Source organism: Pseudomonas paraeruginosa PA7, from assembly GCF_000017205.1.
Lineage (GTDB): Bacteria > Pseudomonadota > Gammaproteobacteria > Pseudomonadales > Pseudomonadaceae > Pseudomonas > Pseudomonas paraeruginosa.
Window position 1 is genome coordinate 3,227,053 of the sequence record NC_009656.1, and the last position, 22,389, is coordinate 3,249,441.

The window sequence follows — 22,389 nt, forward strand, 5'->3', positions numbered from 1 at the left end:
TGAGCCATCGCCGCGACGAATGGCACTCAGGGCGCCAGGACGAAGGCCAGCACATGGTCCCCGGCGCGGGTGCCCAGCGAGCCGTGGCCGCCGGCGACGATCACCAGGTACTGGCGTCCATCGCGCCCGCGGTAGCTCATCGGGCTGGCCTGGCCGCCTGCCGGAAGGCGCGCGCGCCAGAGTTCCTCGCCGGTGTCCAGGTCGTAGGCGCGCAGGTAGCGATCCAGGGTGCCGGCGTGGAATGCCAGCCCTCCGGCGGTGACCAGGCCTCCGCCGAGGCTGGGGACCCCAAGGGCGAATGGCAGCGGCAGCGGCGTGGCGTCGCGTACCGTGCCGCTGGGGCGGCGCCAGAGCAGGCGACCGCTGTCCAGCTCCAGGGCCATCACCTCGCCCCAGGGCGGGGCCTGGCACGGCAGGCCGAGCGGCGAGCGGAACGGCACGCCGTCGGCGCGATAGCGCGGTTCGCCCGGCGCGCCGGCGACCAGGCGCACGCGGAAGGCCATGTAGCTCGGGTTGAGGAAGGCGATGCGCCGGTGCGGGTCCAGCGCTACCCCGCCCCAGTTGAACACCCCGGCGCTGCCCGGATAGATCAGGCTGCCGGACTCGCCGGGTGGCGTATACGGACCCTCATAGCGCAGCCGGCGATAGGCCAGCCGGCAGAGCAACTGGTCCAGGGGGGTGACCCCCCACATGTCCCGCTCGCGCAGCGGCGGCGGGGAGAAGTCCAGGCTGGAGACCGGCTGGCTCGCTGCCGTGTGGTCGCCTTCGGCGGCGCCCGCCGGTGCCGGCACCTCGCGTACCGGCCAGAGCGGCTTGCCATTGCGCCGGTCGAGGACGAACAGGCTGCCCTGCTTGGTGGCCGCCAGCAGCGCCGGGATCCGCTGCCGCCCCCGGCGCAGTTCGAAGAGCGTCGGCTGGGCGGCGAGGTCACGGTCCCAGATATCGTGGCGGGTCGCCTGGAATACCCAGCGCGGCCGCCCGCTGGCGATCTCCAAAGCCACCACCGAGGAACTGTAACGCTCCGCCGCGGCGCTGCGCCGGCCGCCCCAGAAGTCCGGCTTGGCATTGCCGACGGGCAGGTAGGCCAGGCCAAGGCGCCGGTCGACGCTGATCGTCGACCAGACGTTCGGCGCGCCGCGCGGATACTGCTCGCCGGCGGCCAGCGGACGGCCGTCGACGCGGTCGTCGCCGTACCAGTTCCATACCAGGTGGCCGTCCTCCACGTCATAGGCGCGCAGCACGCCACTGGCGATCCGATGGGTGACATGGCCGCCGACCAGTACCAGGCCGCCGGCCAGCGCCGGCGGAGAGGTGGAGTAGTATTCGCCGGCCTGGAAGTCCGGCAGGCCGCGCGCCAGGTCCACCGTGCCGTCCTTGCCGAAGCCCCGGCAGGGCTTGCCACTGTCGGCATCGAGGGCGATCAGACGGGCGTCCGCGGTGGGCAGCAGCAGGCGGCGCGGACAACTGCCGCTGGAGGCCGGGCCGTGATGGTAGGCGAGCCCGCGGCAGGTCATGTGCGGCCAACTGCGGAAGCCGTCGGCGCGACGGCCGCGCAACTGCGGATCGAAGCGCCAGAGCTCGCGGCCGCTCTCCGCCTCCAGGGCGATCACCTGGCTATGCGGCGTGCACAGGTAGAGACGCCCGCCGACCATCAGCGGGGTGTTTTCCGCGGTGGTCTCCAGCGGGTCGTCCGGACCTGGCAGGTCGCCACTGCGGTAGTGCCAGGCCAGTCGCAGGCGCCGCACGTTGCCGCGATCGATCTGACGCAGCGGCGAGTAACGCTGCCCGCCGGCGTCGCCCGCGTAGAAGCGCCACTCGCCATCCGCCGCACCCGTGGCGCCTGGCCCGGCCGCGCCATGGCTGACCGCCGGCAACTCCACGGATGGCCGCAGCAGCGCCAGGCTCGCCAGCAGCGCGACCAGGCCCAGGGCGCAGGCCAGCAGCGCGGCGTCGCGCGACGCGTGCCGACCACGCAGTCGGCGACGCAACGCCGGCAGGCAGAGCAGGCCGCCGAGCAGGAACCACAGGGCCAGGCGCGGCACCAGCTCCCACCAGCGCAGGCCGACTTCCCACCAGGCCCACAGGCAACTGCCCAGCAGCAGCGTCGCGTAGGCGGCCAGGGCCCGCGCCCGGCCATGCCAGAGGGCGATGGCGCAGACCAGCAGTGCGCCGCCGGCGCACAGGTAGTAGGCGGAACCGTCGAGCAGCCACAACCAGGCGCCGCCGCCGAGCAGCCAGAGCGCGGCGAGCAGGAGCGGGACGGCGAGCAGGCGGTGGGTGCGCATGGGAAAGCCTCCGGTCCGGTCCCGTCATCCGACCGCGTGCCTGCCGCGTCGTTGAATGCGCGGGACCGACGGTGCCCGCCCGTCCCGGCGAATGAACTCCAGCGAGCGGGCGTGCGCCCCATCTGCATCAGCCACGGCCAGGAGCACCGCCATGCGCGCCCTCACCTTCCACGGCAGCCACGACGTCCGCATCGAACGGGTCGCCGAGCCCCGCCTGCAGGAGCCCGACGACCTGCTGCTGCGAGTGACCGCCACCGCCATCTGCGGCTCGGACCTGCATTTGTATCGCGGCAAGATCCCCCTGGTCGAACAGGGCGATATCCTCGGCCACGAGTTCATGGGCATCGTCGAGGAAGTCGGCCCGGCCGTCACCGCCGTGCGCCCCGGCGACCGCGTGGTGGTGCCCTTCGTGATCGCCTGCGGCGAGTGCTTCTTCTGCCGCCTGAACCTGCATGCCGCCTGCGAGACCAGCAACCCCGGGCGTGGCGCGATCCTCAACAAGAAGCAGATTCCGCCGGGCGCGGCACTCTACGGCTACAGCCACCTGTATGGTGGCGTGCCGGGCGGACAGGCCGAATACGTCCGGGTGCCCAAGGCCAACAGCGGGCCCCTGGTGATTCCCGACGCCCTGGATGACGAACGCGTACTGTTCCTCAGCGACATCCTGCCCACCGGCTACCAGGCAGTACGCAACGCCGGTATCCGCCAGGGCAGCAGCGTGGCGATCTACGGCGCCGGCCCGGTCGGCCTGATGTCCGCCGCCTGCGCGCGCCTGCTGGGCGCCGAACGGATCTTCATCGTCGATCACCACCGCTACCGGCTGGACTTCGCCGCCCGCACCTATGGCGCGATCCCCATCGATTTCGGCAGCGAGGACGACCCGGCAGCGGCGATCATCGAGCGCACCGAAGGCCACCGTGGGGTGGACGCGGCGATCGACGCGGTGGGTTTCGAAGCCAAGGGCAGCGTCACCGAAAGCATGCTTGCCGCGCTCAGGCTCGAGGCTGGCAGCGGCAAGGCCCTGCGCCAGTGCATCGCGGCGGTGCGGCGCGGCGGGACGGTGAGCGTGCCGGGCGTCTATGCCGGCTTCATCCACGGCTTCCTGTTCGGCGACGCCTTCGACAAGGGCCTGACTTTCAAGATGGGGCAGACCCATGTGCAGGCGCTGTTGCCGGCCCTGCTCGAGCACATCGGCAATGGCGAACTGCATCCCGAGGCGATCATCAGCCATCGCCTGCGCCTGGACGACGCGCCGCTGGGCTACGCGCTGTTCGACGAGAAGCACGAGGACTGCCGCAAGGTCATCCTGCGCCCCTGAGCCGTCACGGCGCCGTTTCAGGCGTCGCGCCGCTCCGGACTGGCGCAACCGCACTGGCGCTCCTCCTCGGCGGCGACGCTTTCCGGGGTCTCGCCATCCTGCTCGCCCATGCGCTGGTAGCGCTCGCGCAGCTTGCGCAGGGTGTCCGCATCCAGTTCATCCAGGCCCAGCAGCGCATCATGGGCGCGCTGGGTGCTGTGCAGCAGTTCGTCGATCTTGATGTGCAGCGCGTCGGTATCGCGGTTCTGGGTGTTCTGGATGAGGAAGACCATGAGGAAGGTGACAATGGTGGTCGAGGTATTGATCACCAGCTGCCAGGTATCGTTGAAGTCGAAGAACGGCCCGCTGAGCGCCCACAGCAGGATCAAACCGAGGGCGACGACGAAGGTCGGCGGGCGGCCGGCCCAGTTGGACAGGCGTTGGGCGAAACGGGAAAAACTCATGGTGGCGGACTCCCTGCTGCATTCTCCCTATTCATGACCGCCTGCCTCGCCGGGCTTTCCATCGACCGGACGAAATGACCGGCGCCCACGGCCGCCGGTGCTTCAGGCGGGCCGATCGGCTTCGCCACGGCCGGCGACGTCGGGATCGTCGGGGGCGAACTCCGGTTGCGCCTCGCTGGCCTGGTCGTGCTTGTGACGTTCCGGCCGCACGGCCGGCGAGTCCGGAGTCAGCGGGGCATCCTGCTGGTCGGGGGACGGTTTCGTGTTTGTGCACATGCGGAAATCCTCCTGCTTTCGGACTGCGATGCGGGGTATGTCGACGACGGCTTCGCACCTTCGGCAACCGGTCCTGTGCCGTGGCTTGCCCGATGTTTTCCGGAGCCCGGCATATATAGCTTCGAAGGCCCCGGCTCGACGAGGGTTCAGAACTTCTTGCGGACGCGCTGCGCTGGTCCCGGCCGTTCGGAAAAGAAACTGAACGCCACCGACCGGGGCGCCTCTGAGCAGACACATACACTCCGAGGAGAACCGCGATGACGAGCAAACAGGAAAACCTGCTGGACTGGCTGCGCGACGCCCACGCCATGGAGCAACAGGCCGAACAGATGCTGAAGGGCCAGGCGGCGCGCCTGGAGCACTATCCGCAGCTGAAGACGCGGATCGAACAGCACATCGAGGAGACCCGTGGCCAGCAGCGTCTGCTCGAAGAGTGCCTGGAGCGCCTCGACAGCAGTCCGTCGACCCTCAAGGACATGGGCGCCAAGCTGATGGCCTTCGGCCAGGCGGTGGCCGGCATGACGGTCAGCGACGAAGTGGTCAAGGGCGCGATGAGCGGCTACGTCTTCGAGAACATGGAGATCGCCGCCTACACCGTGCTGATCGCCGCCGCCCGCGAAGTCGGCGACAGCGAGACCCTCGCCGCGCTGGAGCGCATCCTGCCCCAGGAAGAAGCCATGGCCGACTGGCTGCGCGAGCACCTGCCGGAACTCACTCGGGCCTTCCTCGCCCGTGACTGCCAGCCGGACACCGAGGCCAAGCGGTGAACCCACGGGGGATCGGGGCGTGCTGCGGACGAGCGGATCCGCAGGCGCCCCTGCTCAAGACCCTGACCTTTGCCGTACTGCACTTCAGCATCGCTTTCGGCGTGGCCTATACGCTGACCGGCTCGGTACTGACCGGTGGCCTGATCGCGCTGATCGAACCCAGTTGCAACACCCTGGCGTTCTATTTCCACGAACGCATCTGGCAGCGCTTCGGCGCCCGGCCGCGGCGGGAAAGCGGGCACGGCCACGGCAACCTGGTGGCGTCGGAACGCCGCGACTGAGACGGTGCTTCTTCAGCCGCCATGCTCTTGGAAGAAGCGCAGCACTTCAGGAGTGGCGTCCAGGCCCCTGCCGCGGTTGCCGTTGCATGGTCAGCCGTGTCCGCCGCGAGCGATGCGCAATAGCACCACCAGGCAGGCCGCGAGCAGGCGGGTGCTGGATGGATGAAGAGCCGCGGATTGCGCCATGCAGATATCCCTCCGTGGTCAGTGGTAGCCGGCATCGGCGCTCTTGCCGCGAAACACGTAGTAGCTCCAGGCGGTGTAGCCGAGGATGAAGGGAATGATGAACAGCGCGCCGACCAGCATGAAGCTCTGGCTCTGTGGCGGCGAGGCGGCGGCGCGGAAGTCCAGCGCCGGCGGCACGATGTTCGGCCACAGGCTGATGCCCAGGCCGCTGTAGCCGAGGAAGATCAGCACCAGGGTGAGGATGAAGGGCCGGGCCTGGGCGTCCGCCGCCACCGCCCGCAACAACTGGCGGAACGTCAGCAGCACGAGGAGCGGCACCGGTAGCAGCCAGAGCAGGTTCGGCAGGCTGAACCAGCGCGCGGCGATCTGCGGATGGCTCAAGGGTGTCCACAGACTGACGATGCCGATCACCGCCAGCAGCGCAAGCGCCAGCGGTCGCGCCAGGTCGTGCATGCGCTCCTGCAGGCGGCCTTCGGTCTTCATGATCAGCCAGGTGCAGCCGAGCAGGCTGTAAGCCACCACCAGCCCCACGCCGCAGAACAGCGGAAAGGGTGCGATCCAGTCCAGCGAGCCGCCGGCGAAGCGGCGATTCTCCACCGGGATGCCATCGATGAAGGCTCCCAGGACCACGCCCTGGCAGAAGGTCGCCAGCAACGAACCGCCGATGAACGCCTTGTCCCAGACATGCCGCCTGGCCGGCCTGGCCTTGAAGCGGAACTCGAAGGCCACGCCACGGAACACCAGGCCGATCAGCATGAACACCAGCGGCAGGTAGAGCGCCGGCAGGACCACCGAGTAGGCCAGCGGAAAGGCTCCGAACAGGCCGGCCCCGCCCAGCACCAGCCAGGTCTCGTTGCCGTCCCAGACCGGCGCCACGCTGTTCATCATCACGTCGCGGTCGCGCGCGTCACGAAAGAACGGGTAGAGCATGCCGATGCCCAGGTCGAAGCCATCCATCACCACGTACATCATGACGCTGAACAGAATGATGATCACCCAGATCAGGGGTAGGTCGATGCCCATGCTCAGTTCCTCCCGGTGGCGTCCTGGTTGTCTTCCAGTTCCTCGCCGGCCGCCGACAGCGGGCGGGCCGGCGTCTGTCTGCGCCCGGCGCCGCCGCCCTCCTCCGTCTGCCGCCCTTCCGCCGTGCGCGGTCCCTTGCGAATCAGGCGCAGCAGGTAGACGAAGCCGACGCCGAAGACAGCGAAGTAGACCAGCACGAACAGCGCCAGGCTCAGGCCCAGCTGTTCGGCGCTGTGCGCCGAGACGGCGTCGCGGGTGCGCATCAGCCCATAGACGACCCAGGGCTGGCGGCCCATCTCGGTGGTGACCCAGCCGGCGAGGATGGCGAGCAGGCCGGACGGGCCCATCAGCAGCACCAGGCGCAGGAACGCCGGCGAGCGGTACAGTCGCTCTCCTCCGCGCCAGCGGAGCCACAGGCTGTAGAGACCGGTGGCGATCATCAGCAGGCCGAGCCCGACCATCAGGCGGAAGGTCCAGAAGATCACCGTCGAGTTGGGGCGGTCCTGCGGCGTGAACTCCTTCAGCGCCGGGACCGGCTCGCTCAGGCTGTGGCGGAGGATCAGGCTGCCGAGCAGCGGGATCTCCACCTTGAAGCGGGTCTCCTCGCGCTGCATGTCCGGCCAGCCGAACAGGATCAGCGGGGTCGGCCCGCCGCCGGCGTTGTCCCAGTGGCCCTCGATGGCGGCGATCTTCGCCGGCTGGTGCTCCAGGGTGTTGAGACCATGGGCGTCGCCGATCACCGCCTGCACCGGGGCGACGATCAGCGCCATCCACATGGCCATCGAGAGCATCTTGCGGATCGCCGGGTTGTCGCGCCCGCGCAGCAGGTGCCAGGCCGCCGAGGCGCCGACGAAGAAGGCGGTGGCGAGGAACGCGGCGACCGACATGTGCAGCAGGCGATAGGGGAACGACGGGTTGAAGATCACCGCCAGCCAGTCCACCGGGATCACCCGGCCGTCGACGATCTCGAAGCCCTGCGGGGTCTGCATCCAGCTGTTGGAGGCAAGGATCCAGAAGGTCGAGACCAGCGTGCCGATCGCCACCATAACCGTGGCGAAGAAATGCAACCCCGGCCCGACGCGGTTCCAGCCGAACAGCATGACGCCAAGGAAGCCGGCCTCGAGGAAGAACGCGGTGAGCACCTCGTAGGTCAGCAGCGGCCCGGTGATGGATCCGGCGAAATCGGAGAAGTGGCTCCAGTTGGTGCCGAACTGGTAGGCCATGACCAGGCCGGACACTACGCCCATGCCGAAGTTGACCGCGAAGATCTTCGACCAGAAGTGATAGAGGTCGCGGTAGACCTCTTCGTTCGTTTTCAGCCAGAGCCCTTCCAGCACCGCCAGGTAGCTGGCCAGGCCGATGGTGATGGCCGGAAACAGGATGTGGAAGGATATGGTGAAGGCGAATTGCAAGCGCGCCAGGTCCAGGGCTTCCAGTGCGGGCATGCGGCGGTCTCCTGTGGCTGGGGCTGGCGGCGGTGCCGCTGCGCCGGGGTTCTCGGGGTCCTGACGCTATGAATGCGCAAGGCCCGGAACGTTCAGGAAAACTCCTCGTCGGTGCCCTCCGGCCCGAAGCGGCGCGGCCCCGCTTCGCGAGGTGGGCGGCGGCGCACCCGCGCGAAACCGAAAAGCACCTCGCCCCCTGGTGGTTCGCGTCCTGTCCGCCCTCGAGGACGCTGGACTAGATCGCGGGCAGCGCCTGGAGGTTTTCCTCCAGCAGTTCCTCCACGAGCCGCCGCAGCGCCGCCTGGCGCCCCCTGCCCTCGGCGCGCAACGCCTGGTAGCGCTGCAACTGGCGATCGGCGGAGTTTTCCTCGAGCAATCGCTGGGCGTGGCCATAGGCCCACTCGTTGCCCTGGCGGGCCTGCGGGTGGCATTGCCGCCAGGCCCTCTCCAGCCAGTCCCTGGCGTTCACGCAGCGGCCGTCGACGAGATAGCGTCCGGCGCAACCGTGGCGCATCGCCTGCCAGTAGTTTTCTTCCAGGCAGGCGTCGCGGGCGGCCGGTCCGGCAGGCGCATCGCCGGCCAGCAGCGCTTGCCCCACCAGCGCCCTGAACAGCCCGGCCAGGCAGAGCGCGTCGGCCAGCCGCGGGCAGGCGTCGCAGATGCGCAGCTCCAGGGTGGGAACGTGGGAGGATGGCCGGACCATCCACCACACCTGGCCATCTTCGCGGATGCAGCCGCTCTCGCGCAGCAGCGCCAGGTGCCGGCGGTAGGCGTCCTCGTCGGGCAAGGCGGGAGGGATGTTCATCCTCGGCCACTCGCCGCACAGCGCCCGGCGGTAGCTCGCCAGACCGCTGCGGCGGCCGCCGCGGAACGGCGACGACGCGCTCAACGCCAGCAGCAGCGGCAGCCAGGGCAGGACCTGCTGGAGCACGACCATGCGGTCGTGGCTCGCGGGAATCTCGACGTGCACGTGCAGGCCGCAGACCAGGCTGCGCCGGGCCACCCGCCCCTGGTCCTCGAACAGGCGGGCGAAGTGCGCCGCTGGGTTGCTCCGCGCCCGCCGCCAGTCGGCGAAGGGATGCGTGCCGACGCACAGCGCACGCAGGCCGAAGCCGGCGGCCAGCTGCGCCAGGCGCTGGCGGGCCCGGCCATGGAAGCGCGCGGCTTGCGCCAGGTCGGCGAACACCGGGCTGGCGACCTCGACCTGGCATTCGAACATTTCTTCGGCGAAATGCTCGCCGAGGGCGGCGCGACAGGCCTCGAGGAATCCGGAGGGTGCCGTGCGGGCGATATCCAGGTCGGTGGCGTCGAGCAGGAAGAATTCCTCCTCGATGCCGAAGCGAAGGCCGTGGTCGGCCCGGGAATCAATCATCGGCGCGGCTCCGGGGGCTGTCAGCGGCAGACCCCGGGGCGCCGCCAGGGTTCGCTTTTGCCGTCGCACGGCGCCACGGCGCGCCACCTGTCCCGCCAGTGAAACCTTTTATTCCCGCGCTCGCTCGCAACGGTATGTGCGGTCGATCCGGCCGCCCCCGCAAACCCATGACAAGGAACGCGACATGAGCCTGTCCTCGCCCCTCCCTGCCACCACTGCAAACCCGTCGCCCCGGGTCCGCGAGCTGTACCATGCCCTGCTCGAGGCGCCGCAGGAGCATCTCGACGCCGCCGGCGTGTTCCTCGACCAGCAGCTGGGCCTGGCCGCCACCCGCGACGACGACCTGCCGGAACATCCCGAGGCCTGGCCCGCCTGGCTCGAAGCCGGCGCCCGGCGCACCGCCGAGGCCCATGTCGAGTACCTCAAGGCGCGTCGACGCGGCGAAGGCCGGCGCTATTTCCGCGTGCCGTCGCAGGCGATGCATTTCATCCGCAGCGTGGCGCCGACCAAGCTGGTCGATGGCGCCTGGCTCTACGGGCTGTTGCCGCATCACGCCGACGAACGCCTGCGTCCGCTGTTGCAGACCTTCCTCGAGGAGCTCGGTGACGGGGTTCCGGCGCGCAACCATGTGCTGCTCTACCGGCGCCTGCTGGCCAGCATCGGCAGCGAGGAGGCCGAGGGTCTCAGCGACCTGCACTACCTGCAGGGCACCCAGCAACTCGCCCTCGGTCACCTGGCGGCGGACTACCTGCCGGAGGTGATCGGCTACAACCTGGGCTACGAGCAACCGCCGCTGCACCTGCTGATCACCACCCACGAACTGCGCGAGCTGGGTTTGGACCCCTATTACTTCCAGCTCCACGTCACCATCGACAACGCCGCCAGCGGGCATGCGCGCAAGGCCCTGCGCGCGCTGTTCGACAACCTGCCGCAGCTCGGCGGGCGCGAAGCCTTCCTCGAGCGGGTGCGCAACGGCTATCGACTCAACGACGTCGGCCTGAGTAGCACGCAGATAATCGACGGTTTCGATCTGGAGGAGGAACTGCAAGCCATGCTCGAACGCAAGCGCGTCTATGCGGCGGGCATGCATTCGGATCGCTGCCGGATCGGCGGGCGCACGGTGAACCAGTGGCTTGCGGTGCCCGGAAGGATTCCGGCGTTCCTCGCCTGTCTGCAGGAGGAAGGCTGGATCAGGCGCAACGCCGATCCGCGTGGCAGTCGCTTCTGGGCCCTGGTGGACGGCGATCGGGCGGCGATGTTCGGGGTCTTCAGCGTCTACGAGCGGCAGTTGCTGCACGACTGGATCGCCGGCGACTGGCAGGCGCCGCCGCGCGCCGCCGACACCGTCCCGGCAGCGCTGGCGGAGCCCGCGCTGCCGGTCGGTGGCGAGGTGGAGGCCGAGCAGGTCGCGCTGCGCCGCGAACTCCTGCGCCTGACGCCCGAGCAGGGCGTCGCCCGCCTGCTGCAACTGATGGCCCCGCACCTCCACCACCGCCCCGCCGGCCTGCTCGCCACGCGGCTGTTCAGCCAACGCTGGAGGGCCGCCCATGCCCAGCCTGAATGACCCGCGCCTGGACGCCCTGGTCAGCCTCGGCAATTGGTTGCGCAGCCAGGATTACCGTTTCGTCACCGTCACCCCGGCTACCCATGAGCGCGTCAACGCCCGGCCGGAAAACCGCATGGCCCGGGACCTGGCCGGAATCTTCGGCTGGAGCCGGGCGTTCACCGCGCAATGCCTGCCGGCGGACTGGCTGGCGCTCCTCGCCGGGCACGACCTGATCCACCGCGAGGCCGAAGGCTGGCGCAGCCGGGTGCGCTATTCGAGCCTCGGCGACGAACTGCTGGTTCACTCGGCCTTCCCGACCCTGGCCGCCGACGCGGTGTTCTTCGGTCCCGACACCTACCGTTTCGACCGGCTGATCCGCAGCCACCTGGCCGCGCTCGATCCGACGGGCATCCGCCGTGCGGCGGACATCGGTTGCGGCGCCGGTCCCGGGGCGATCCGCATCGCCCTGGCCTGCCCGGACGCCGAGGTGCACGGGCTGGATATAAATCCGGCGGCGCTCGACCTGGCACGAGTCAACGCGGCGCTGGCCGGGGTAGACAATCTGACGCTGGCGCGCAGCGACCTGCTATGCCAGGCGCCCGGTCGCTTCGACCTGATCGTCGCCAACCCGCCATACCTCCTGGATGCCTCGGAGCGCGCCTACCGGCATGGCGGCGGCTCACTGGGCGCCGGGCTCTCGCTGGCGATCGTCGACGCCGCCCTCGAGCGCCTGGAGCCGGGCGGCAGCCTGCTGCTGTACACCGGCGTGGCGATGGTCGATGGCGCCGACCCGTTCCTCGCCCGGGTCCGGGAGCGCCTGGCGCAGCGCGCCCGGGGCTGGGACTGGGAATACCAGGAGCTGGATCCGGATGTGTTCGCCGAGGAACTGGAGAGCCCCGCCTACCGGGAGGCGGAGCGGATCGCCGTGGTCGGCCTGCGGGTCAGCCGTCGCGCCTGAGGCGCTCCAGGTCTTCCAGGCTTTCCACCAGGTCCTCGTTCAGGCGTTGCCAGCGCTCGACCACCTCGGCCTCGGCCGGGATCACCGCGAGGACCTCGTCATCCACCCACTCCCAGGGCTGGCACAGGCGTTCCGCCTCGGCGCGGCTGGCGGCGCGCACGGTGCGGGCGAAACGTCGCCAGCCGCGCATGTGCTGGATCTCGTAGGTGGTCATGGGCGCCTCCGCAAGTCAGAACCGTTTGCCTTTCGGCGCCCGCCGGCGCCTTCCGGTTCAGGCGCCTGGATGGGTGGTCGCGGACCGCCCGGCACGCGGCCTGAACCCGTGCGCGGCGAGCCGGTCCAGACTCCTGAACGCCACAGAAAGGAGGTGTCCGCCATGACCCGTGAAATGGCTCGGCTACTGATCAGTCCCGCCAGCGCCTGGCCGGAAATCCGCCAGGACTACGACCACCATCACTTCGCCTTCCTCGCCCCGTTGCTGCTCTTGCCTTTGCTGCCCGCCGCCTGCCTGTTCATCGGCACCACCCAGGTCGGCTGGTCGCTGCCGGGCAACGACAGCGTGCAGCACCTTTCCAGCGGCAGCGCCCTGCTGCTGGCGATCATGTGCTACCTGGGCTTCGTTGCCGGGGTGGTGATCATGAGCCTGATGGTGCGCTGGGTGCTGTTCCGCACGCCGTCGCGCCCCAGCCTGCCGGGCAGCCTGACCTTCACCACGGCGGTCGCCGTGCCGCTGATGCTCGCCGGCATCGTCGCCCTGGTGCCCTGGCGGATTCTCCTGCTCCTGGCCGCCGCCGCGGCCTGCGCCTACTCGGTGCGCCTATTGTTCACCGGACTGCCGTTGTTCATGCGCATGCAGCAGGGACAGACGCCGTTCTATGCCTTCTGCATCCTTGGCGTCGGCTTCCTGACCCTGCTGACCACCGCCTTCCTCTTCATCGAGTTCTGGGGGCAGGCGCTGTCGGGCAGCGGCGAGTACCTGCGCTGAGGCTCAGGCGACCTTCAGCGTGTCGGTCAGGAACAGGTACAGCTCTTCCTGGCCGAACGGCTTGGCCAGCTTGGGCAGTTGCGCGGCGGCGCCCTCGATCTTCTCGGCGAAGCCGGTGGCCAGGGCCATCTTCAGCGGCCGGCCCTGGGCCAGGACCCGCTCCACCAGTTGGCTGCCGTTCATCCGTGGCATCGCCTGGTCGGTGAGAAGGATATCCAGCTCCGGCGTCGCCGCGAGGATCTCCAGGGCGAGGCTGCCGGAGTCGGCCTTGAGCACCGAGCAGCCGAGATCCTCGAGCATCGCCGCGGTGTTGTTCAGCACCAGCGGATCGTCGTCCACCACCAGCACCCGGCAGGACAGTCGTACCCGCTCGCTTTCGCCGGGAGCCGCTGGCGGTTCGCTGCAGACGGGGCGGACGTTCTCCGCGTTGCGGTGGATGGCCGGTATCCAGATGATCGCGGTGGTGCCCACGCCCGGCTGGCTCTGCAAGGTGAGACGGCCGCCCAACTGCTCGGCGAGGCCGTCGACGATCGACAGGCCGAGCCCGGTACCGCGCCCCACCCCCTTGGTGGTGTAGAAGGGCTCCACCGCCCGGCGCAGGGTTTCCTCGTCCATGCCGCTGCCGGTATCGCTGATGCCCAGGCAGACATAGTCGCCAGGCGCGAGCCGATGCGGATTGCCGCTCTCCACCCGCTGGTTGCTCGCGGAGAAGGTGATGCGCCCGCCGTTGGGCATGGCGTCGCGGGCGTTGGTCGCCAGGTTGATGATCGACAGCTCGAGCTGGTTGGCGTCGGTCAGGGCGAGGTCGAGATCGAGGGGGAAGCGTGTCTCGATCGACACGCTCGGCCCCAGGGAATGGATCAGAAGATCGGTCATCCCGCGCAACAGGTCGGGTATCGCGCAGGGACGTGGATCGAGGCGCTGCTTGCGGGCGAAGGAGAGCATCCGCTGGGTCAGGGTGGCACCACGCTGGGCGGCTTCCAGGGCGTTCTGCAGCAGGTCGGCGGTGCGCTGGTCGCCGGGCAGGCGCTTCTTCAACAGGCCGAGGCTGCCGATGATCACCGTCAGCAGGTTGTTGAAGTCGTGCGCCACGCCGCCGGTGAGATGCCCCAGGGATTCCATCTTCTGCGCCTGGAACAGCTCCTGGCGGGCGCGCTCCAGCTCGCGCTCGGCCTCGATCCGGTGGGTGATGTCGCGGGTCACCTTGGCGAAACCGATCAGCCGGCCGTTGCCGTCGCGGATCGGATCGATCACCACGTTGGCCCAGAAGCGACTGCCGTCCTTGCGCACCCGCCAGCCTTCCTTCTCGAAGCGGCCCTCGCGCTCGGCGGCGGCCAGGCCGCGCTCCGGCTCGCCGGCTTCGCGGTCCTCGGGGGTATAGAAACAGGAGAAGTGCCGGCCGATGACCTCCTCCGGCAGGTAGCCCTTGATCCGCTGCGCGCCGAGGTTCCAGTTGGTGATCCGGCCGCGATGGTCGAGCATGTAGATGGCGTAGTCGGTGACGCTCTGCACCAGCAGGCGGAACTGCTCCTGGCTGTGCCGCAGGGCTTCCCGGGCCGCGCGTCCTTCGCTGAGGTCGTGGACCAGCTGGGCGAAGCCGAGCAACTGCCCCTCGCTGTCGCGGATGGCGTCGATCACCACCTGCGCCCAGAAGCGCTTGCCGCTACGGCGCACCCGCCAGCCTTCGCTGCGGAAGCGCCCGTCGCTGTCGGCCTGGCGCAATGCCCGCTGCGGCAGGCCCGCCTCACGGTCCTTGCGGGTATGCAGGCAGGCGTAATCCTGGCCGAGGATCTCGCTTCCCTCGTGGCCGAACAGCCGCATCGCCCCGGCGCTCCAGCTGGCGATCCGGCCGGTCCGGTCGAGGGTGTGGATCGCGTAGTCATCGACCGCTTCGTCGAGCAGGCGGTTGCGTGCTGCGTGGTTCAGGGGAACCTGCGGTTTTCCTGTGCTTTTCATGGATGTTCACTCGTCGGCAGCTCGGCGCGGGCTGCAAGGCATACCAAGCAAGGTAGTACGAAGAGCGACTTCCGGCCGTCGACGCGTGCAGGGAATTCGCCCGCCTTGCGGAAGACCCCGGCGCGGCCGGCGAATTCCCTTCGCGGGAACCTTGGCCGGCGGATGGCTTTCGATATGCAGTAAGGGACATCTCCTTCCACCGCTTCGACTCCGGGAGTTCCCATGCACAATCTGGAAAGCGACACCTTGAAGCTGGGGATCTTCCATCCCCACGACAGCCTGAGCCAGGCGCTGATCGCAGCGGCCCTGCAGCGGCAGGCCGAAGTCAGCGCCCTGCAGTCCGACCTCAACAGCCTGCAGGCCCGCCCCGGCCTGCGCTGCAAACCCGCCAGCCTGGAATCCTCGATTGCCGTCAGCCAGGCGGCGGCCGGTCTCGACGTTCTGTTCGCACCGTTGTCCGACTACAGCGCCGAAACCTTGCCACCGATCTGCGCGGCGCTGATCGACGGCGCCCTGCGCGCCGAGGTGCCACGCCTGTTCCTGCTCGGCCACTGGCGCTGGCTGGTCGAACCGCGCGATACCGCCGAGGAACAGCTGGGCGCGGGCCTGGAGCGCAGCCTGACGGTCAGTGGCCTGGAGTGGACCCTGGTGGAAGCCCCGGCGCTGCCCAGCGGCCTGCGGATCGATGATTTCAGCCGCGCCGGCGATGAGTCGCAGGTGGACGCCTTGCGTGTCCTTTCCTGCGCCGAGGCCCTGCTCGACGAAATCCACCTGCGCCTGCACAGCCGCCAGTGCATGCGCCTGATGCCCTAGGAGGCTCGCATGTCCGGACCCGATGCGCTCAGCCAGGCTTGCGCTACGCTGCTCCTGGCACTGGCCTTCAGCGCCTTCATCCTGTTCGTCCGTGGCTACCGGCCGGCGGGCGTCCGGGCCGCCTGGTACGACCTGGTCCTGGCCTTCATCGCCGTGTGGCTGGGCTTCTGGCCGGAAGCCGGGGTGCTGGCGAACGCGCCGAACCTGGACAACGCCCTCGGCCTGGCCCTGCAGGTCGGCGCGACCGTCGCCGGGTGCGTGCTGGGCTATGGGGTGGCGAAAGGGTTGCGGCGGGCGATGCGGGAAACCCGGCGGAAAAGATCGGCTTCTTCGCCGTCGAACCGCTGAAGCGCAGCGGTCGAACATCGAAAACGTGCATATAACCGTTTTCCCAGGCGTTTTTCCGAAGCCGCATAAGACCCTGCGGCCAGGCTTTTCGCACGTGGTGATTTCACTCTGACATGTGCAGGCTGCACGACCTCTTGCATTCTGCATCCCGCGTATCATGCGGGATGCGGCTAAACCCTCGAATTCTGGATATGGGCCGGCCTTCCGCCTTCGTGGCGCCTATAGTTATCCGTACCGTTGGCTCGACCCGACGGTTTCTCTCTGATTCAGGCTAATCCCGCTCCAGGGACGGAACGGATTTTTTTGCGCCTCGCAAACCTGGGGAGACCTGGCCAGATGAACCTTTCCTACCTGTACCTGAAGAAGATCCTCGAGGAGGAATTGCGCGACCACGACTGCCAATGCCAGCTGAACGCCGATTTCACCGTGACCATCAGCTGCCGCGTGGACGGCACCCGCGGCGCGCTCTACATAGTGCCCAACTGCGATTTCCTGCAGAGCAGCAGCTTCAGCGATCTCAGCGCCTTCATCCTCGAGTTGCGCGAGGAAATCCGTCGCTTCGGCGAACTCGAGGCCGAGTTGAAGACCGGAACCGGCTGAGCGCCACCCCCTTTCCCAGCCGCGCTTGCGCCGGGCGTCAGGGCTGCTGGTAATGTCCCGGAGTGGTCCCCGCTTCGTGGGTCCGCTCCACCTTGCTGACCTGGATGTCGCTGAGCGCCCTGGCGTCCCGCGGACGATGCAGCGCCTCCAGGTGGCGGCGCGCGTCCTCGCGGGTGAGGGTCGGCGCCTCGCTGTGCAGCTCGGTGGTCATCGGCTGGTCGTCGAGTATGTAGCTGATCAGGAACAGGTGGCCGGCCATCGCCTCGCCCTCCTCTCGTCGATGGGCCCTGCGCGTTGGCGCAGGGCCGGGATGTCACGGCAGGTTCGGCGACAGGTCGGCTTCCAGCGGAGCGTCCGGCCGCGAGTCGTCGCGCTGGCGCTCCTGCAGGCGTTGCAGACGCCGGGTCAGGTGCTGTACTTCCTCGCGCAGCAACTGCAACTCCTCCCGCGGCTCATTGAGCAGGCCCTTGACGTGGCAGTGTCCGCTCAGCCCGCGGCTGACCAGCAGGCCGCCGGCGACCGCCTTGCAGGCGCCTGGCAGGCCGCCGCGGGCCAGGCCGAACCCGGCCAGGACCAGTCCGGCACCGATGGAAGCGAGCCGCTCGCCGCGCTGCAGATTGTGCGGCAGCCCGTTGGTTGTCGATGTGGGCAGGTATTCGTTCATGGGGTTCTCCTTGCGTCGGTTGTCGGTCAGGCTTCGCCGTCCGGCGGCTCCACGAGGAATTCCACCAGCGTTCGCCGGCAGGCCTCGATACCTTCTTCCAGGACGATCTCGAAACCGTGGGTGTTCTCGGTCGGAATGCCGATGCAGCCGACCTGCGCCGACTCGCCATGGCTCAGCAGGGCGCTGGCGTCCGAGGCGAAGTCGAGCAGCAGCGCCGCCTGCGGCCGGTACAGGCAGCGCTCGGCGGCGCGCAGCAGGCGGTCGGTGAGGTGGCGACTGTAGTAGCCCTTGGCGTCGCCGCTGTTGATGATCGGGTCGCGGCACAGGCGAGTGCCGTACTCGGCGACGGTCGGCCCGACCTCCACCGCAATGCTCACGTCGCCAGGCAGGTGGCGCGCGGCGAACAGCGCGCCGGCGTTGCTCTCCTCCTCCATGGTGGTCAGCACCAGGTAGAGGTCGCCGCGCAGTTCGTCGCGGCGTCGGGCGATTTCGTCGGCCACGCCGAGCACGGCGAGCAGCGGCGCGCGGTCGTCGAGGAAGTGCGCGGCGACGCAGTCCTGGAAGTACAGCGGACGTCGCCACAGGCGGTTGAGCACCACCCGGGTGCCCGGGCGCACGCCCAGGCTGGCGAGTTCCTCGGCGCTGCGCCGGGTGACCACATGCACGTCGTGCCAGTGCACGGCGCCCGAGAGCACGTCGGAACCCTGCGGCGACTCGCCGGTGGCGTGCATGCTGCCGTAGGACAGCACGCCGTCGAGGACGCCCTCGCCGGCCAGTATCTGCACCGGGCAGACGCCGAAGCTCACCGGCTGCGCGCCACCCAGCGCGACTACCCGCAGGCTGCCGTCGGCCTCGACGCGCTTGACGATCATGGCGATCTCGTCGAGGTGTGCCAGCAGCCGCACCGCCGCCCGCCGCGCCTGTTCGCGCGGCAGGTGCGGCGGGCTGATGCGCGCGACCAGGTTGCCGGCGGCATCGCTGCCGACCTCGTCGCAGCAACGCTCCAGCTCCCGCTGGCAGACGGCCCGCACCTCGTCTTCCTGGCCTCCCGGCCCGCGTGCCAGCAGGAGTTCCTCGAGCAGTGCGCGGTCTGCGTCACGCATGCCTCAGGCCGCCCTTTTTTCCAGGCGCGCCTTGAGGGCCTTCTTGTGCTGCTGCATGGCTTGGCCGAGTTGCTCGAGGGTGGCGGCGTCGAGCAGTTGCCGGGCGCGCGGGAACAGCTCGCCCTCTTCTTCCTCGATGTGATGCTCCAGCAGTTCCCTCAGCACCTTGACCCGGCCGGCGAACTGCACGGTGTCCGGGCGGGTGCGCTTGAGGTCGGGCAGCACCAGGGAGTCCACCGTGCGGTGTTCCTCCTTGGCCTCGTAGTACATCTTCAGTTCTTCCTTGCCGCCGCTCTCCTTGAGCGCCGGGTAGAAAATCTCCTCCTCGATGGCGGTGTGCAGTACCAGTTCCAGCTCCAGCCTGCCCAGCAGCTCGCTGCGTTTCTTCAGCGCCCGCTCGGTGGTCTCGCTGAGGTCGCCGAGCAGTTTCTTCACGGTCTCGTGGTCATGGACCAGTAGTTCGATGGCATTCATTGTCGTTCCTCATCGTTTCGTTATCCGGGTGCCGGTGGCACTCCCTTTGGCTGAGCGCCCGATCCCCCGCCGAGTTCAGCCGCGAGGACGGGCGGTCGCGGCCCGCGGGCCGGCGACCGCCCAGATGAGCACGCCGATCACCGGAACCAGGGCGATCAGCAACGACCACAGGGCCTTCGAATTCACGCTGCGGTCGCTGCGGAACACGCTGACGAAGGCCCAGAGGTCATAGAAACCGACCAGCGTGGCCAGGCCGATGAGCAGGAAGGCCAGGGATTGGCTCATGGCGTGCTTCTCCTCGTGGCGTCGGGTTCAGGCGCGGGCGTCGCGCAGCGCGCGGACCCGGTCGTGGTGACGGAGCACGCCCTGGTATTGGCGCTCGATCACCTGCTGGATCTCCGCCGGCAGCGGCTTTTCCAGGGCCGCCTGGTAGCGGTGCTTGGCGACGTCCTCGCCGCGTTCGCATTCGTTGAGCACCGCCTCTTCATCCTTGCCGGTGACCAGCGACTTGAGGTCGACCCAGCGGCGGTGCAGGTCGCCGGCGAAGCTGGTGCTGTCCTTGGGCTTGCCGCCCAGCTCCAGGACGATCCGCTCCAGCTCGTCGGCGGCCGCCGCGCAATCGCGGCTCTGTTCCAGCATCGCCGCCTTCAGCTGCGGGTCGCGCAGGTCCTGGGCGCAGGCCTGGAAACCGGCCTCGCCGTCCTTGCTGGTCTGCAGCAGGTCGTTGAGCACGTCGAGGGTGTCGTCGAGATTGGTCTGGTTCATATCGCTCTCCTTGGCCCGGCAGCTGTCCGGGAGTTCTCGCGTCTGTCGGCGCCGGCGCGGGCCGGCACGAAAACGTGGGCAGGCACCCACGGAAGGTGGGAGAGCGGGTTTCGCGCAGCGTTCAGAAAGCCGGATGGATGGTGGCGTATGTCGGAGTGATGCTGAGCCGCTCGCCGACCACCATCTCGGTGATCCAGTCCACCAGGATCGAGGTATAGGCGTCCTGCGCCGCCTCGCTGCTGAGGGCGTGGTCGGCGTGGTCGATGATCCGGTGGGTCAGCGAATGGGTCTGCTGGAACGCCGCGCGGAAGCTCATGATGGTCGAGTGCGGGACGTAGCTGTCGAACTCCGACTCGACCAGCAGCACGTCGCCGCGAAACGCCGCGCAGGCCTGCAGTGCGCGGTTGCTCGCGGCCGGGATGAGGCTGCCGCGGTAGTCGATGAGATCCTGGCGGTCGAGCAGCAGCTTTGGCGTCAGCCAGTCCTCGTCGCGGTAGATCGCCGGCACCCGCAACGCCAGCCAGCGCACCGCGCGCAGCTGGCTGAGGATGGTCGCCAGGTAGCCGCCGTAGCTGGTGCCGACCACCGCCACCGCCTCGCTGTCGATCGCCGGGTGGGCGACCAGGCGGTCGTAGGCGGCAAGCAGGTCCTGCAGATTGTCCTCGCGCGTGACCAGGGCCTGGCGCCCGCTTTCGGCGCCGTGCCCGCGCAGGTCGAAGGTCAGGCATACGCAGCCGAGTCCGGCGATGCCCTGCGCGCGCTTCAGGTCGCGCTGCTGGCTACCGCCCCAGCCATGCACGAAGAGCACGCCAGGCACCTTCGCCCGGGGGCTGAGGAAGGTGCCCTCGATGCGTTCGTCGCCGACGTCGATACGGATGCGCTCGCTGTTGGCCGTCATGCCTCCCCCGTCATCGCGTACTTGAGCAGGAAGTCGCCGTGTTCGTCATGGCCGCGGTAGATGACCCGGCTGTTGTCCGGCAGGCGCTTGTCCTCGTGGATCTCGAACGAAGAGGCGCGTACCGCGGCGAGCCCCGGCTCGGCGCGGAAGGCTTCCAGCGCGGCGATTTCCGCGCTGCTCGCGCCGCCCACCCGCCAGGACTGTTCGAGCACGCCGAAGCGCTCGCGGCCGCGGCTGTCGACGCCCTGGGCAACGTCGTAGTTGCGCCGGGAGGCGAAGCAGGCGGGAAAGAAAATCGCCGCGGCGGTATCGAAGATCCGTGCGTATTCGATGGCCTGGCGCACCTCGCGGGCCAGGTCGAGGGCCAGCAGCTCGGCGTAGCCGCCACGCGCCACCAGCAGGTCCGAGCCGGCGTAGACCAGTTCGCCACGCCGGTTGCGGGTCTGGTGCTGGTGGCCGTGGTAGCTCATCAGGAAGCCATTGACCCGGACTTGCCCGACGCTGTGGGTGACGACCCGCTCCAGGTTGGCTTCCAGCACCAGGCCGAGGGCCAGCTGGCGTTCCTCGAGGCCGGCGAGCCAGCCGTCCAGTTCGTCGAGGTCGCGGGCGACATGCTGGCCGAGGCCGCCGCAGGCTTCCGCCAGCTTGGCGCGTACCGGCCCCTCGGCGAGCAGCCGGGCGCCGGCGCGATGGGCGTCGGCCAGGCTGAAAGCGCTCACCCCGGTCAGCACCACGTCGCGGACCTTCTCGGCGAACAATGGGTTCCAGCCCTCCGGCGCCAGGCCGCCGCGGGCCAGCGGGTGGGCGATGGCCTTGCCGCCGATGAAGGCGTGCTCGACGAACCCGCCGAGCAGGTCGTCGGCGCTGGCCACGCCCAACTGCCGCGCACTCTCCAGGCCGACCAGGGTCCGCGTGGGCACCAGGTAGAGAAGGCCTCGCTGGCGCAGTTCGGGTTCGAAGGCGCCGCCGAACGCCAGGTTCTGCACTTCGGCCAGCCAGCGCGCCAGCGCCAGGTTGCCCTGCACTTCGTGGTCGGCGGCGGCGGGGTCGACGCTGTGGGCCACCACCAGGCGTTGCTGCGGGTCTGCGCTCATGTTCCGCTCCTCCTCAATGGAAATCGGACCGCTCAGCGCTCCGGCATGGGCGAAAGAGGTTCTTCGCTCGGTTGCTCCATCGGTACTTCTTCCGGGAATTCCTGCGGGACGTGGCTCTCCCGATCGGGAACCGGGTATTCGTCCGGGTCCTGGGAAGGGTTGCGTGGGGTGGCTGTTATCGCATCGGGTGCAGAAGTGGAAAGACGCATATCCGCCTCCATCGTAAGGATGACCTCTAGATGGAGGGCTGCGCGGAGCGATTGGTTCGGACCATGCGTCGGAAGGGCCGGGGCGGCGCGCGGCGGCCACCGCCCCGGTACGAAAGCGTCGGCCTGCTCAGCGAGCCAGGCTCATGGTGCGCAGCTTGCCGCCGGCCACCAGGACCTTGCGGTGGGTGAGATGCTGGTTGTCGCAGTCGCGGAACGTCAGCAGGTCGATGCGCTTGCGGAAGTAGTCGCTGTCGCGCATCTGCAGCGGGCCCTGGTCGATGATCAGGTCGCGGCGGATGCGTTCGAGCACCTGGTTGAGCAGCAGCGGGCTGCTCTGTTCCTGCCCGGAGATCGCCCGGCTCATCAGGCGCTTGCCCTGGCTGTTGCGCAGGGTCACCAGCAGCGCGCCGTCAGGGCGGGACTCGCAACTGACGCGCACGTCCTTGAAATGCTCCTCCAGGTACTCGACCACGTTTTCATCGGTATCACGCATTGCTGGCCTCCTCATCCAAGAGTTTTTGACGCCGGTAAACAGGCGCATACCTCTGGAGCAGAAGGCGTACCAGCTTTGCCGAAAAAT

27 protein-coding genes are annotated in these 22,389 nt (G+C 69.0%); 9 read left to right on the plus strand and 18 right to left on the minus strand.

The window, feature by feature from the left end; all coding sequences use genetic code 11:
- Positions 1-26: 26 nt before the first annotated feature.
- Positions 27-2,285 (minus strand): membrane-bound PQQ-dependent dehydrogenase, glucose/quinate/shikimate family, encoded by a 2,259-nt coding sequence (locus PSPA7_RS14820; protein ID WP_012075870.1) that lies wholly within the window; start codon positions 2,283-2,285, stop codon positions 27-29.
- A 151-nt stretch (positions 2,286-2,436) separates the two neighbouring features.
- On the opposite strand from PSPA7_RS14820, the gene PSPA7_RS14825 reads away from it, so the two are divergent.
- Positions 2,437-3,603, plus strand: a complete 1,167-nt coding sequence (locus tag PSPA7_RS14825) for a zinc-dependent alcohol dehydrogenase (RefSeq protein WP_012075871.1) — start codon at positions 2,437-2,439, stop codon at positions 3,601-3,603.
- A gap of 17 nt (positions 3,604-3,620) precedes the next feature.
- On the opposite strand, the gene PSPA7_RS14830 is transcribed toward PSPA7_RS14825, so the two are convergent.
- Complete coding sequence (locus PSPA7_RS14830) at positions 3,621-4,046, minus strand: low affinity iron permease family protein (protein WP_012075872.1); 426 nt, start codon at positions 4,044-4,046, stop codon at positions 3,621-3,623.
- 102 nt (positions 4,047-4,148) lie between these two features.
- Complete coding sequence (locus tag PSPA7_RS32460; RefSeq protein ID WP_012075873.1) at positions 4,149-4,322, minus strand: hypothetical protein; 174 nt, start codon at positions 4,320-4,322, stop codon at positions 4,149-4,151.
- A gap of 257 nt (positions 4,323-4,579) precedes the next feature.
- On the opposite strand from PSPA7_RS32460, the gene PSPA7_RS14840 reads away from it, so the two are divergent.
- Both PSPA7_RS14840 and PSPA7_RS14845 read left to right on the plus strand, forming a co-directional pair.
- Complete coding sequence (locus tag PSPA7_RS14840; protein WP_012075874.1) at positions 4,580-5,089, plus strand: ferritin-like domain-containing protein; 510 nt, start codon at positions 4,580-4,582, stop codon at positions 5,087-5,089.
- Complete coding sequence (locus PSPA7_RS14845) at positions 5,086-5,370, plus strand: DUF2061 domain-containing protein (RefSeq protein ID WP_012075875.1); 285 nt, start codon at positions 5,086-5,088, stop codon at positions 5,368-5,370. The genes PSPA7_RS14840 and PSPA7_RS14845 overlap by 4 nt, the downstream gene beginning before the upstream one ends.
- 204 nt (positions 5,371-5,574) lie before the next feature.
- Here PSPA7_RS14845 and cydB read toward each other — a convergent pair whose 3' ends face one another.
- The 3 genes from cydB to PSPA7_RS14860 all read right to left on the minus strand — a co-directional run bounded on the left by cydB (position 5,575) and on the right by PSPA7_RS14860 (position 9,396).
- Positions 5,575-6,579: a cytochrome d ubiquinol oxidase subunit II gene (cydB, locus tag PSPA7_RS14850; RefSeq protein ID WP_012075876.1), complete on the minus strand. Its 1,005-nt coding sequence runs from the start codon at positions 6,577-6,579 to the stop codon at positions 5,575-5,577.
- A gap of 2 nt (positions 6,580-6,581) precedes the next feature.
- Positions 6,582-8,024 (minus strand): cytochrome ubiquinol oxidase subunit I, encoded by a 1,443-nt coding sequence (locus PSPA7_RS14855; protein WP_012075877.1) that lies wholly within the window; start codon positions 8,022-8,024, stop codon positions 6,582-6,584.
- A 235-nt stretch (positions 8,025-8,259) separates the two neighbouring features.
- Positions 8,260-9,396, minus strand: coding sequence for a carboxylate-amine ligase (locus tag PSPA7_RS14860; protein ID WP_012075878.1), 1,137 nt, complete (start codon positions 9,394-9,396; stop codon positions 8,260-8,262).
- Between the two features lie 184 nt (positions 9,397-9,580).
- Here PSPA7_RS14860 and PSPA7_RS14865 point away from each other — a divergent pair, with 184 nt between their 5' ends.
- Positions 9,581-10,960 carry an iron-containing redox enzyme family protein gene (locus PSPA7_RS14865; protein ID WP_012075880.1) on the plus strand — a complete coding sequence of 460 codons (1,380 nt, stop codon included), beginning with the start codon at positions 9,581-9,583 and terminating at the stop codon, positions 10,958-10,960.
- Positions 10,944-11,900 carry a methyltransferase gene (locus PSPA7_RS14870; protein ID WP_012075881.1) on the plus strand — a complete coding sequence of 319 codons (957 nt, stop codon included), beginning with the start codon at positions 10,944-10,946 and terminating at the stop codon, positions 11,898-11,900. Before PSPA7_RS14865 ends, PSPA7_RS14870 begins: the two co-directional genes overlap by 17 nt.
- Here the strand turns inward: PSPA7_RS14870 and PSPA7_RS14875 are convergent.
- On the minus strand, positions 11,884-12,114 hold the full coding sequence (locus tag PSPA7_RS14875; protein ID WP_012075882.1) for a hypothetical protein: 231 nt from the start codon (positions 12,112-12,114) through the stop codon (positions 11,884-11,886). The two genes, PSPA7_RS14870 and PSPA7_RS14875, sit on opposite strands and share 17 nt — an antisense overlap.
- A gap of 162 nt (positions 12,115-12,276) precedes the next feature.
- Here PSPA7_RS14875 and PSPA7_RS14880 point away from each other — a divergent pair, with 162 nt between their 5' ends.
- Positions 12,277-12,885 carry a Yip1 family protein gene (locus tag PSPA7_RS14880; protein ID WP_012075883.1) on the plus strand — a complete coding sequence of 203 codons (609 nt, stop codon included), beginning with the start codon at positions 12,277-12,279 and terminating at the stop codon, positions 12,883-12,885.
- A 3-nt stretch (positions 12,886-12,888) separates the two neighbouring features.
- Here PSPA7_RS14880 and PSPA7_RS14885 read toward each other — a convergent pair whose 3' ends face one another.
- Complete coding sequence (locus tag PSPA7_RS14885) at positions 12,889-14,841, minus strand: hybrid sensor histidine kinase/response regulator (protein ID WP_012075884.1); 1,953 nt, start codon at positions 14,839-14,841, stop codon at positions 12,889-12,891.
- Positions 14,842-15,063: 222 nt separating this feature from the next.
- Between PSPA7_RS14885 and PSPA7_RS14890 the strand changes: the two genes are divergently transcribed.
- The 3 genes from PSPA7_RS14890 to PSPA7_RS14900 all read left to right on the plus strand — a co-directional run bounded on the left by PSPA7_RS14890 (position 15,064) and on the right by PSPA7_RS14900 (position 16,602).
- Positions 15,064-15,654 (plus strand): NAD(P)-dependent oxidoreductase, encoded by a 591-nt coding sequence (locus PSPA7_RS14890; protein ID WP_012075886.1) that lies wholly within the window; start codon positions 15,064-15,066, stop codon positions 15,652-15,654.
- Between the two features lie 9 nt (positions 15,655-15,663).
- Positions 15,664-16,002 (plus strand): hypothetical protein, encoded by a 339-nt coding sequence (locus PSPA7_RS14895; protein WP_012075887.1) that lies wholly within the window; start codon positions 15,664-15,666, stop codon positions 16,000-16,002.
- A gap of 336 nt (positions 16,003-16,338) precedes the next feature.
- Positions 16,339-16,602 (plus strand): hypothetical protein, encoded by a 264-nt coding sequence (locus PSPA7_RS14900; RefSeq protein WP_012075888.1) that lies wholly within the window; start codon positions 16,339-16,341, stop codon positions 16,600-16,602.
- Between the two features lie 37 nt (positions 16,603-16,639).
- Here PSPA7_RS14900 and PSPA7_RS14905 read toward each other — a convergent pair whose 3' ends face one another.
- The 10 genes from PSPA7_RS14905 to PSPA7_RS14945 all read right to left on the minus strand — a co-directional run bounded on the left by PSPA7_RS14905 (position 16,640) and on the right by PSPA7_RS14945 (position 22,302).
- On the minus strand, positions 16,640-16,861 hold the full coding sequence (locus PSPA7_RS14905) for an Ntn hydrolase family protein (protein WP_012075889.1): 222 nt from the start codon (positions 16,859-16,861) through the stop codon (positions 16,640-16,642).
- Positions 16,862-16,915: 54 nt separating this feature from the next.
- Positions 16,916-17,266 carry a YgaP family membrane protein gene (locus PSPA7_RS14910; RefSeq protein ID WP_012075890.1) on the minus strand — a complete coding sequence of 117 codons (351 nt, stop codon included), beginning with the start codon at positions 17,264-17,266 and terminating at the stop codon, positions 16,916-16,918.
- A 26-nt stretch (positions 17,267-17,292) separates the two neighbouring features.
- Entirely contained in the window at positions 17,293-18,369 is a 1,077-nt protein-coding gene (locus PSPA7_RS14915) for a zinc-binding metallopeptidase family protein (protein WP_012075891.1), read from the minus strand.
- Between the two features lie 3 nt (positions 18,370-18,372).
- On the minus strand, positions 18,373-18,843 hold the full coding sequence (locus PSPA7_RS14920; RefSeq protein WP_012075892.1) for a PA2171 family ribosome-binding persister protein: 471 nt from the start codon (positions 18,841-18,843) through the stop codon (positions 18,373-18,375).
- A 75-nt stretch (positions 18,844-18,918) separates the two neighbouring features.
- The gene (locus PSPA7_RS14925; RefSeq protein ID WP_012075893.1) at positions 18,919-19,128 is read right to left on the minus strand and encodes a PLD nuclease N-terminal domain-containing protein; all 210 of its coding nucleotides are present in this window, start codon (positions 19,126-19,128) and stop codon (positions 18,919-18,921) included.
- 27 nt (positions 19,129-19,155) lie between these two features.
- Positions 19,156-19,608 (minus strand): ferritin-like domain-containing protein, encoded by a 453-nt coding sequence (locus tag PSPA7_RS14930; protein ID WP_012075894.1) that lies wholly within the window; start codon positions 19,606-19,608, stop codon positions 19,156-19,158.
- A 121-nt stretch (positions 19,609-19,729) separates the two neighbouring features.
- The gene (locus PSPA7_RS14935) at positions 19,730-20,506 is read right to left on the minus strand and encodes an alpha/beta hydrolase family protein (RefSeq protein ID WP_012075895.1); all 777 of its coding nucleotides are present in this window, start codon (positions 20,504-20,506) and stop codon (positions 19,730-19,732) included.
- Positions 20,503-21,600 (minus strand): DUF3182 family protein, encoded by a 1,098-nt coding sequence (locus PSPA7_RS14940; protein ID WP_012075896.1) that lies wholly within the window; start codon positions 21,598-21,600, stop codon positions 20,503-20,505. The genes PSPA7_RS14935 and PSPA7_RS14940 overlap by 4 nt, the downstream gene beginning before the upstream one ends.
- Positions 21,601-21,632: 32 nt before the next feature.
- Entirely contained in the window at positions 21,633-21,809 is a 177-nt protein-coding gene (locus tag PSPA7_RS32465) for a hypothetical protein (RefSeq protein WP_012075897.1), read from the minus strand.
- Positions 21,810-21,936: 127 nt separating this feature from the next.
- A complete protein-coding gene (locus PSPA7_RS14945; protein WP_012075898.1) occupies positions 21,937-22,302 on the minus strand; it encodes a DUF3509 domain-containing protein in 366 nt (121 codons plus the stop codon).
- Between the last annotated feature and the right edge of the window lie 87 nt (positions 22,303-22,389).

Coding starts and splice junctions, on each gene's coding strand:
- PSPA7_RS14900 (WP_012075888.1), top strand. CDS start 16,339: ATGAACCTTTCCTACCTGTACCTGAAGAAGATCCTCGAGGAGGAATTG.
- PSPA7_RS14830 (WP_012075872.1), bottom strand. CDS start 4,046: ATGAGTTTTTCCCGTTTCGCCCAACGCCTGTCCAACTGGGCCGGCCGC.
- PSPA7_RS14935 (WP_012075895.1), bottom strand. CDS start 20,506: ATGACGGCCAACAGCGAGCGCATCCGTATCGACGTCGGCGACGAACGC.
- PSPA7_RS14860 (WP_012075878.1), bottom strand. CDS start 9,396: ATGATTGATTCCCGGGCCGACCACGGCCTTCGCTTCGGCATCGAGGAG.
- PSPA7_RS14895 (WP_012075887.1), top strand. CDS start 15,664: ATGTCCGGACCCGATGCGCTCAGCCAGGCTTGCGCTACGCTGCTCCTG.
- PSPA7_RS14840 (WP_012075874.1), top strand. CDS start 4,580: ATGACGAGCAAACAGGAAAACCTGCTGGACTGGCTGCGCGACGCCCAC.
- PSPA7_RS14925 (WP_012075893.1), bottom strand. CDS start 19,128: ATGAGCCAATCCCTGGCCTTCCTGCTCATCGGCCTGGCCACGCTGGTC.
- PSPA7_RS14910 (WP_012075890.1), bottom strand. CDS start 17,266: ATGAACGAATACCTGCCCACATCGACAACCAACGGGCTGCCGCACAAT.
- PSPA7_RS14945 (WP_012075898.1), bottom strand. CDS start 22,302: ATGCGTGATACCGATGAAAACGTGGTCGAGTACCTGGAGGAGCATTTC.
- PSPA7_RS14915 (WP_012075891.1), bottom strand. CDS start 18,369: ATGCGTGACGCAGACCGCGCACTGCTCGAGGAACTCCTGCTGGCACGC.
- PSPA7_RS14855 (WP_012075877.1), bottom strand. CDS start 8,024: ATGCCCGCACTGGAAGCCCTGGACCTGGCGCGCTTGCAATTCGCCTTC.
- PSPA7_RS14940 (WP_012075896.1), bottom strand. CDS start 21,600: ATGAGCGCAGACCCGCAGCAACGCCTGGTGGTGGCCCACAGCGTCGAC.
- PSPA7_RS14920 (WP_012075892.1), bottom strand. CDS start 18,843: ATGAATGCCATCGAACTACTGGTCCATGACCACGAGACCGTGAAGAAA.
- PSPA7_RS14870 (WP_012075881.1), top strand. CDS start 10,944: ATGCCCAGCCTGAATGACCCGCGCCTGGACGCCCTGGTCAGCCTCGGC.
- PSPA7_RS14880 (WP_012075883.1), top strand. CDS start 12,277: ATGACCCGTGAAATGGCTCGGCTACTGATCAGTCCCGCCAGCGCCTGG.
- PSPA7_RS14820 (WP_012075870.1), bottom strand. CDS start 2,285: ATGCGCACCCACCGCCTGCTCGCCGTCCCGCTCCTGCTCGCCGCGCTC.
- PSPA7_RS14865 (WP_012075880.1), top strand. CDS start 9,581: ATGAGCCTGTCCTCGCCCCTCCCTGCCACCACTGCAAACCCGTCGCCC.
- PSPA7_RS14885 (WP_012075884.1), bottom strand. CDS start 14,841: ATGAAAAGCACAGGAAAACCGCAGGTTCCCCTGAACCACGCAGCACGC.
- PSPA7_RS14905 (WP_012075889.1), bottom strand. CDS start 16,861: ATGGCCGGCCACCTGTTCCTGATCAGCTACATACTCGACGACCAGCCG.
- PSPA7_RS14875 (WP_012075882.1), bottom strand. CDS start 12,114: ATGACCACCTACGAGATCCAGCACATGCGCGGCTGGCGACGTTTCGCC.
- PSPA7_RS32460 (WP_012075873.1), bottom strand. CDS start 4,322: ATGTGCACAAACACGAAACCGTCCCCCGACCAGCAGGATGCCCCGCTG.
- PSPA7_RS14930 (WP_012075894.1), bottom strand. CDS start 19,608: ATGAACCAGACCAATCTCGACGACACCCTCGACGTGCTCAACGACCTG.
- PSPA7_RS14890 (WP_012075886.1), top strand. CDS start 15,064: ATGCACAATCTGGAAAGCGACACCTTGAAGCTGGGGATCTTCCATCCC.
- PSPA7_RS32465 (WP_012075897.1), bottom strand. CDS start 21,809: ATGCGTCTTTCCACTTCTGCACCCGATGCGATAACAGCCACCCCACGC.
- cydB (WP_012075876.1), bottom strand. CDS start 6,579: ATGGGCATCGACCTACCCCTGATCTGGGTGATCATCATTCTGTTCAGC.
- PSPA7_RS14825 (WP_012075871.1), top strand. CDS start 2,437: ATGCGCGCCCTCACCTTCCACGGCAGCCACGACGTCCGCATCGAACGG.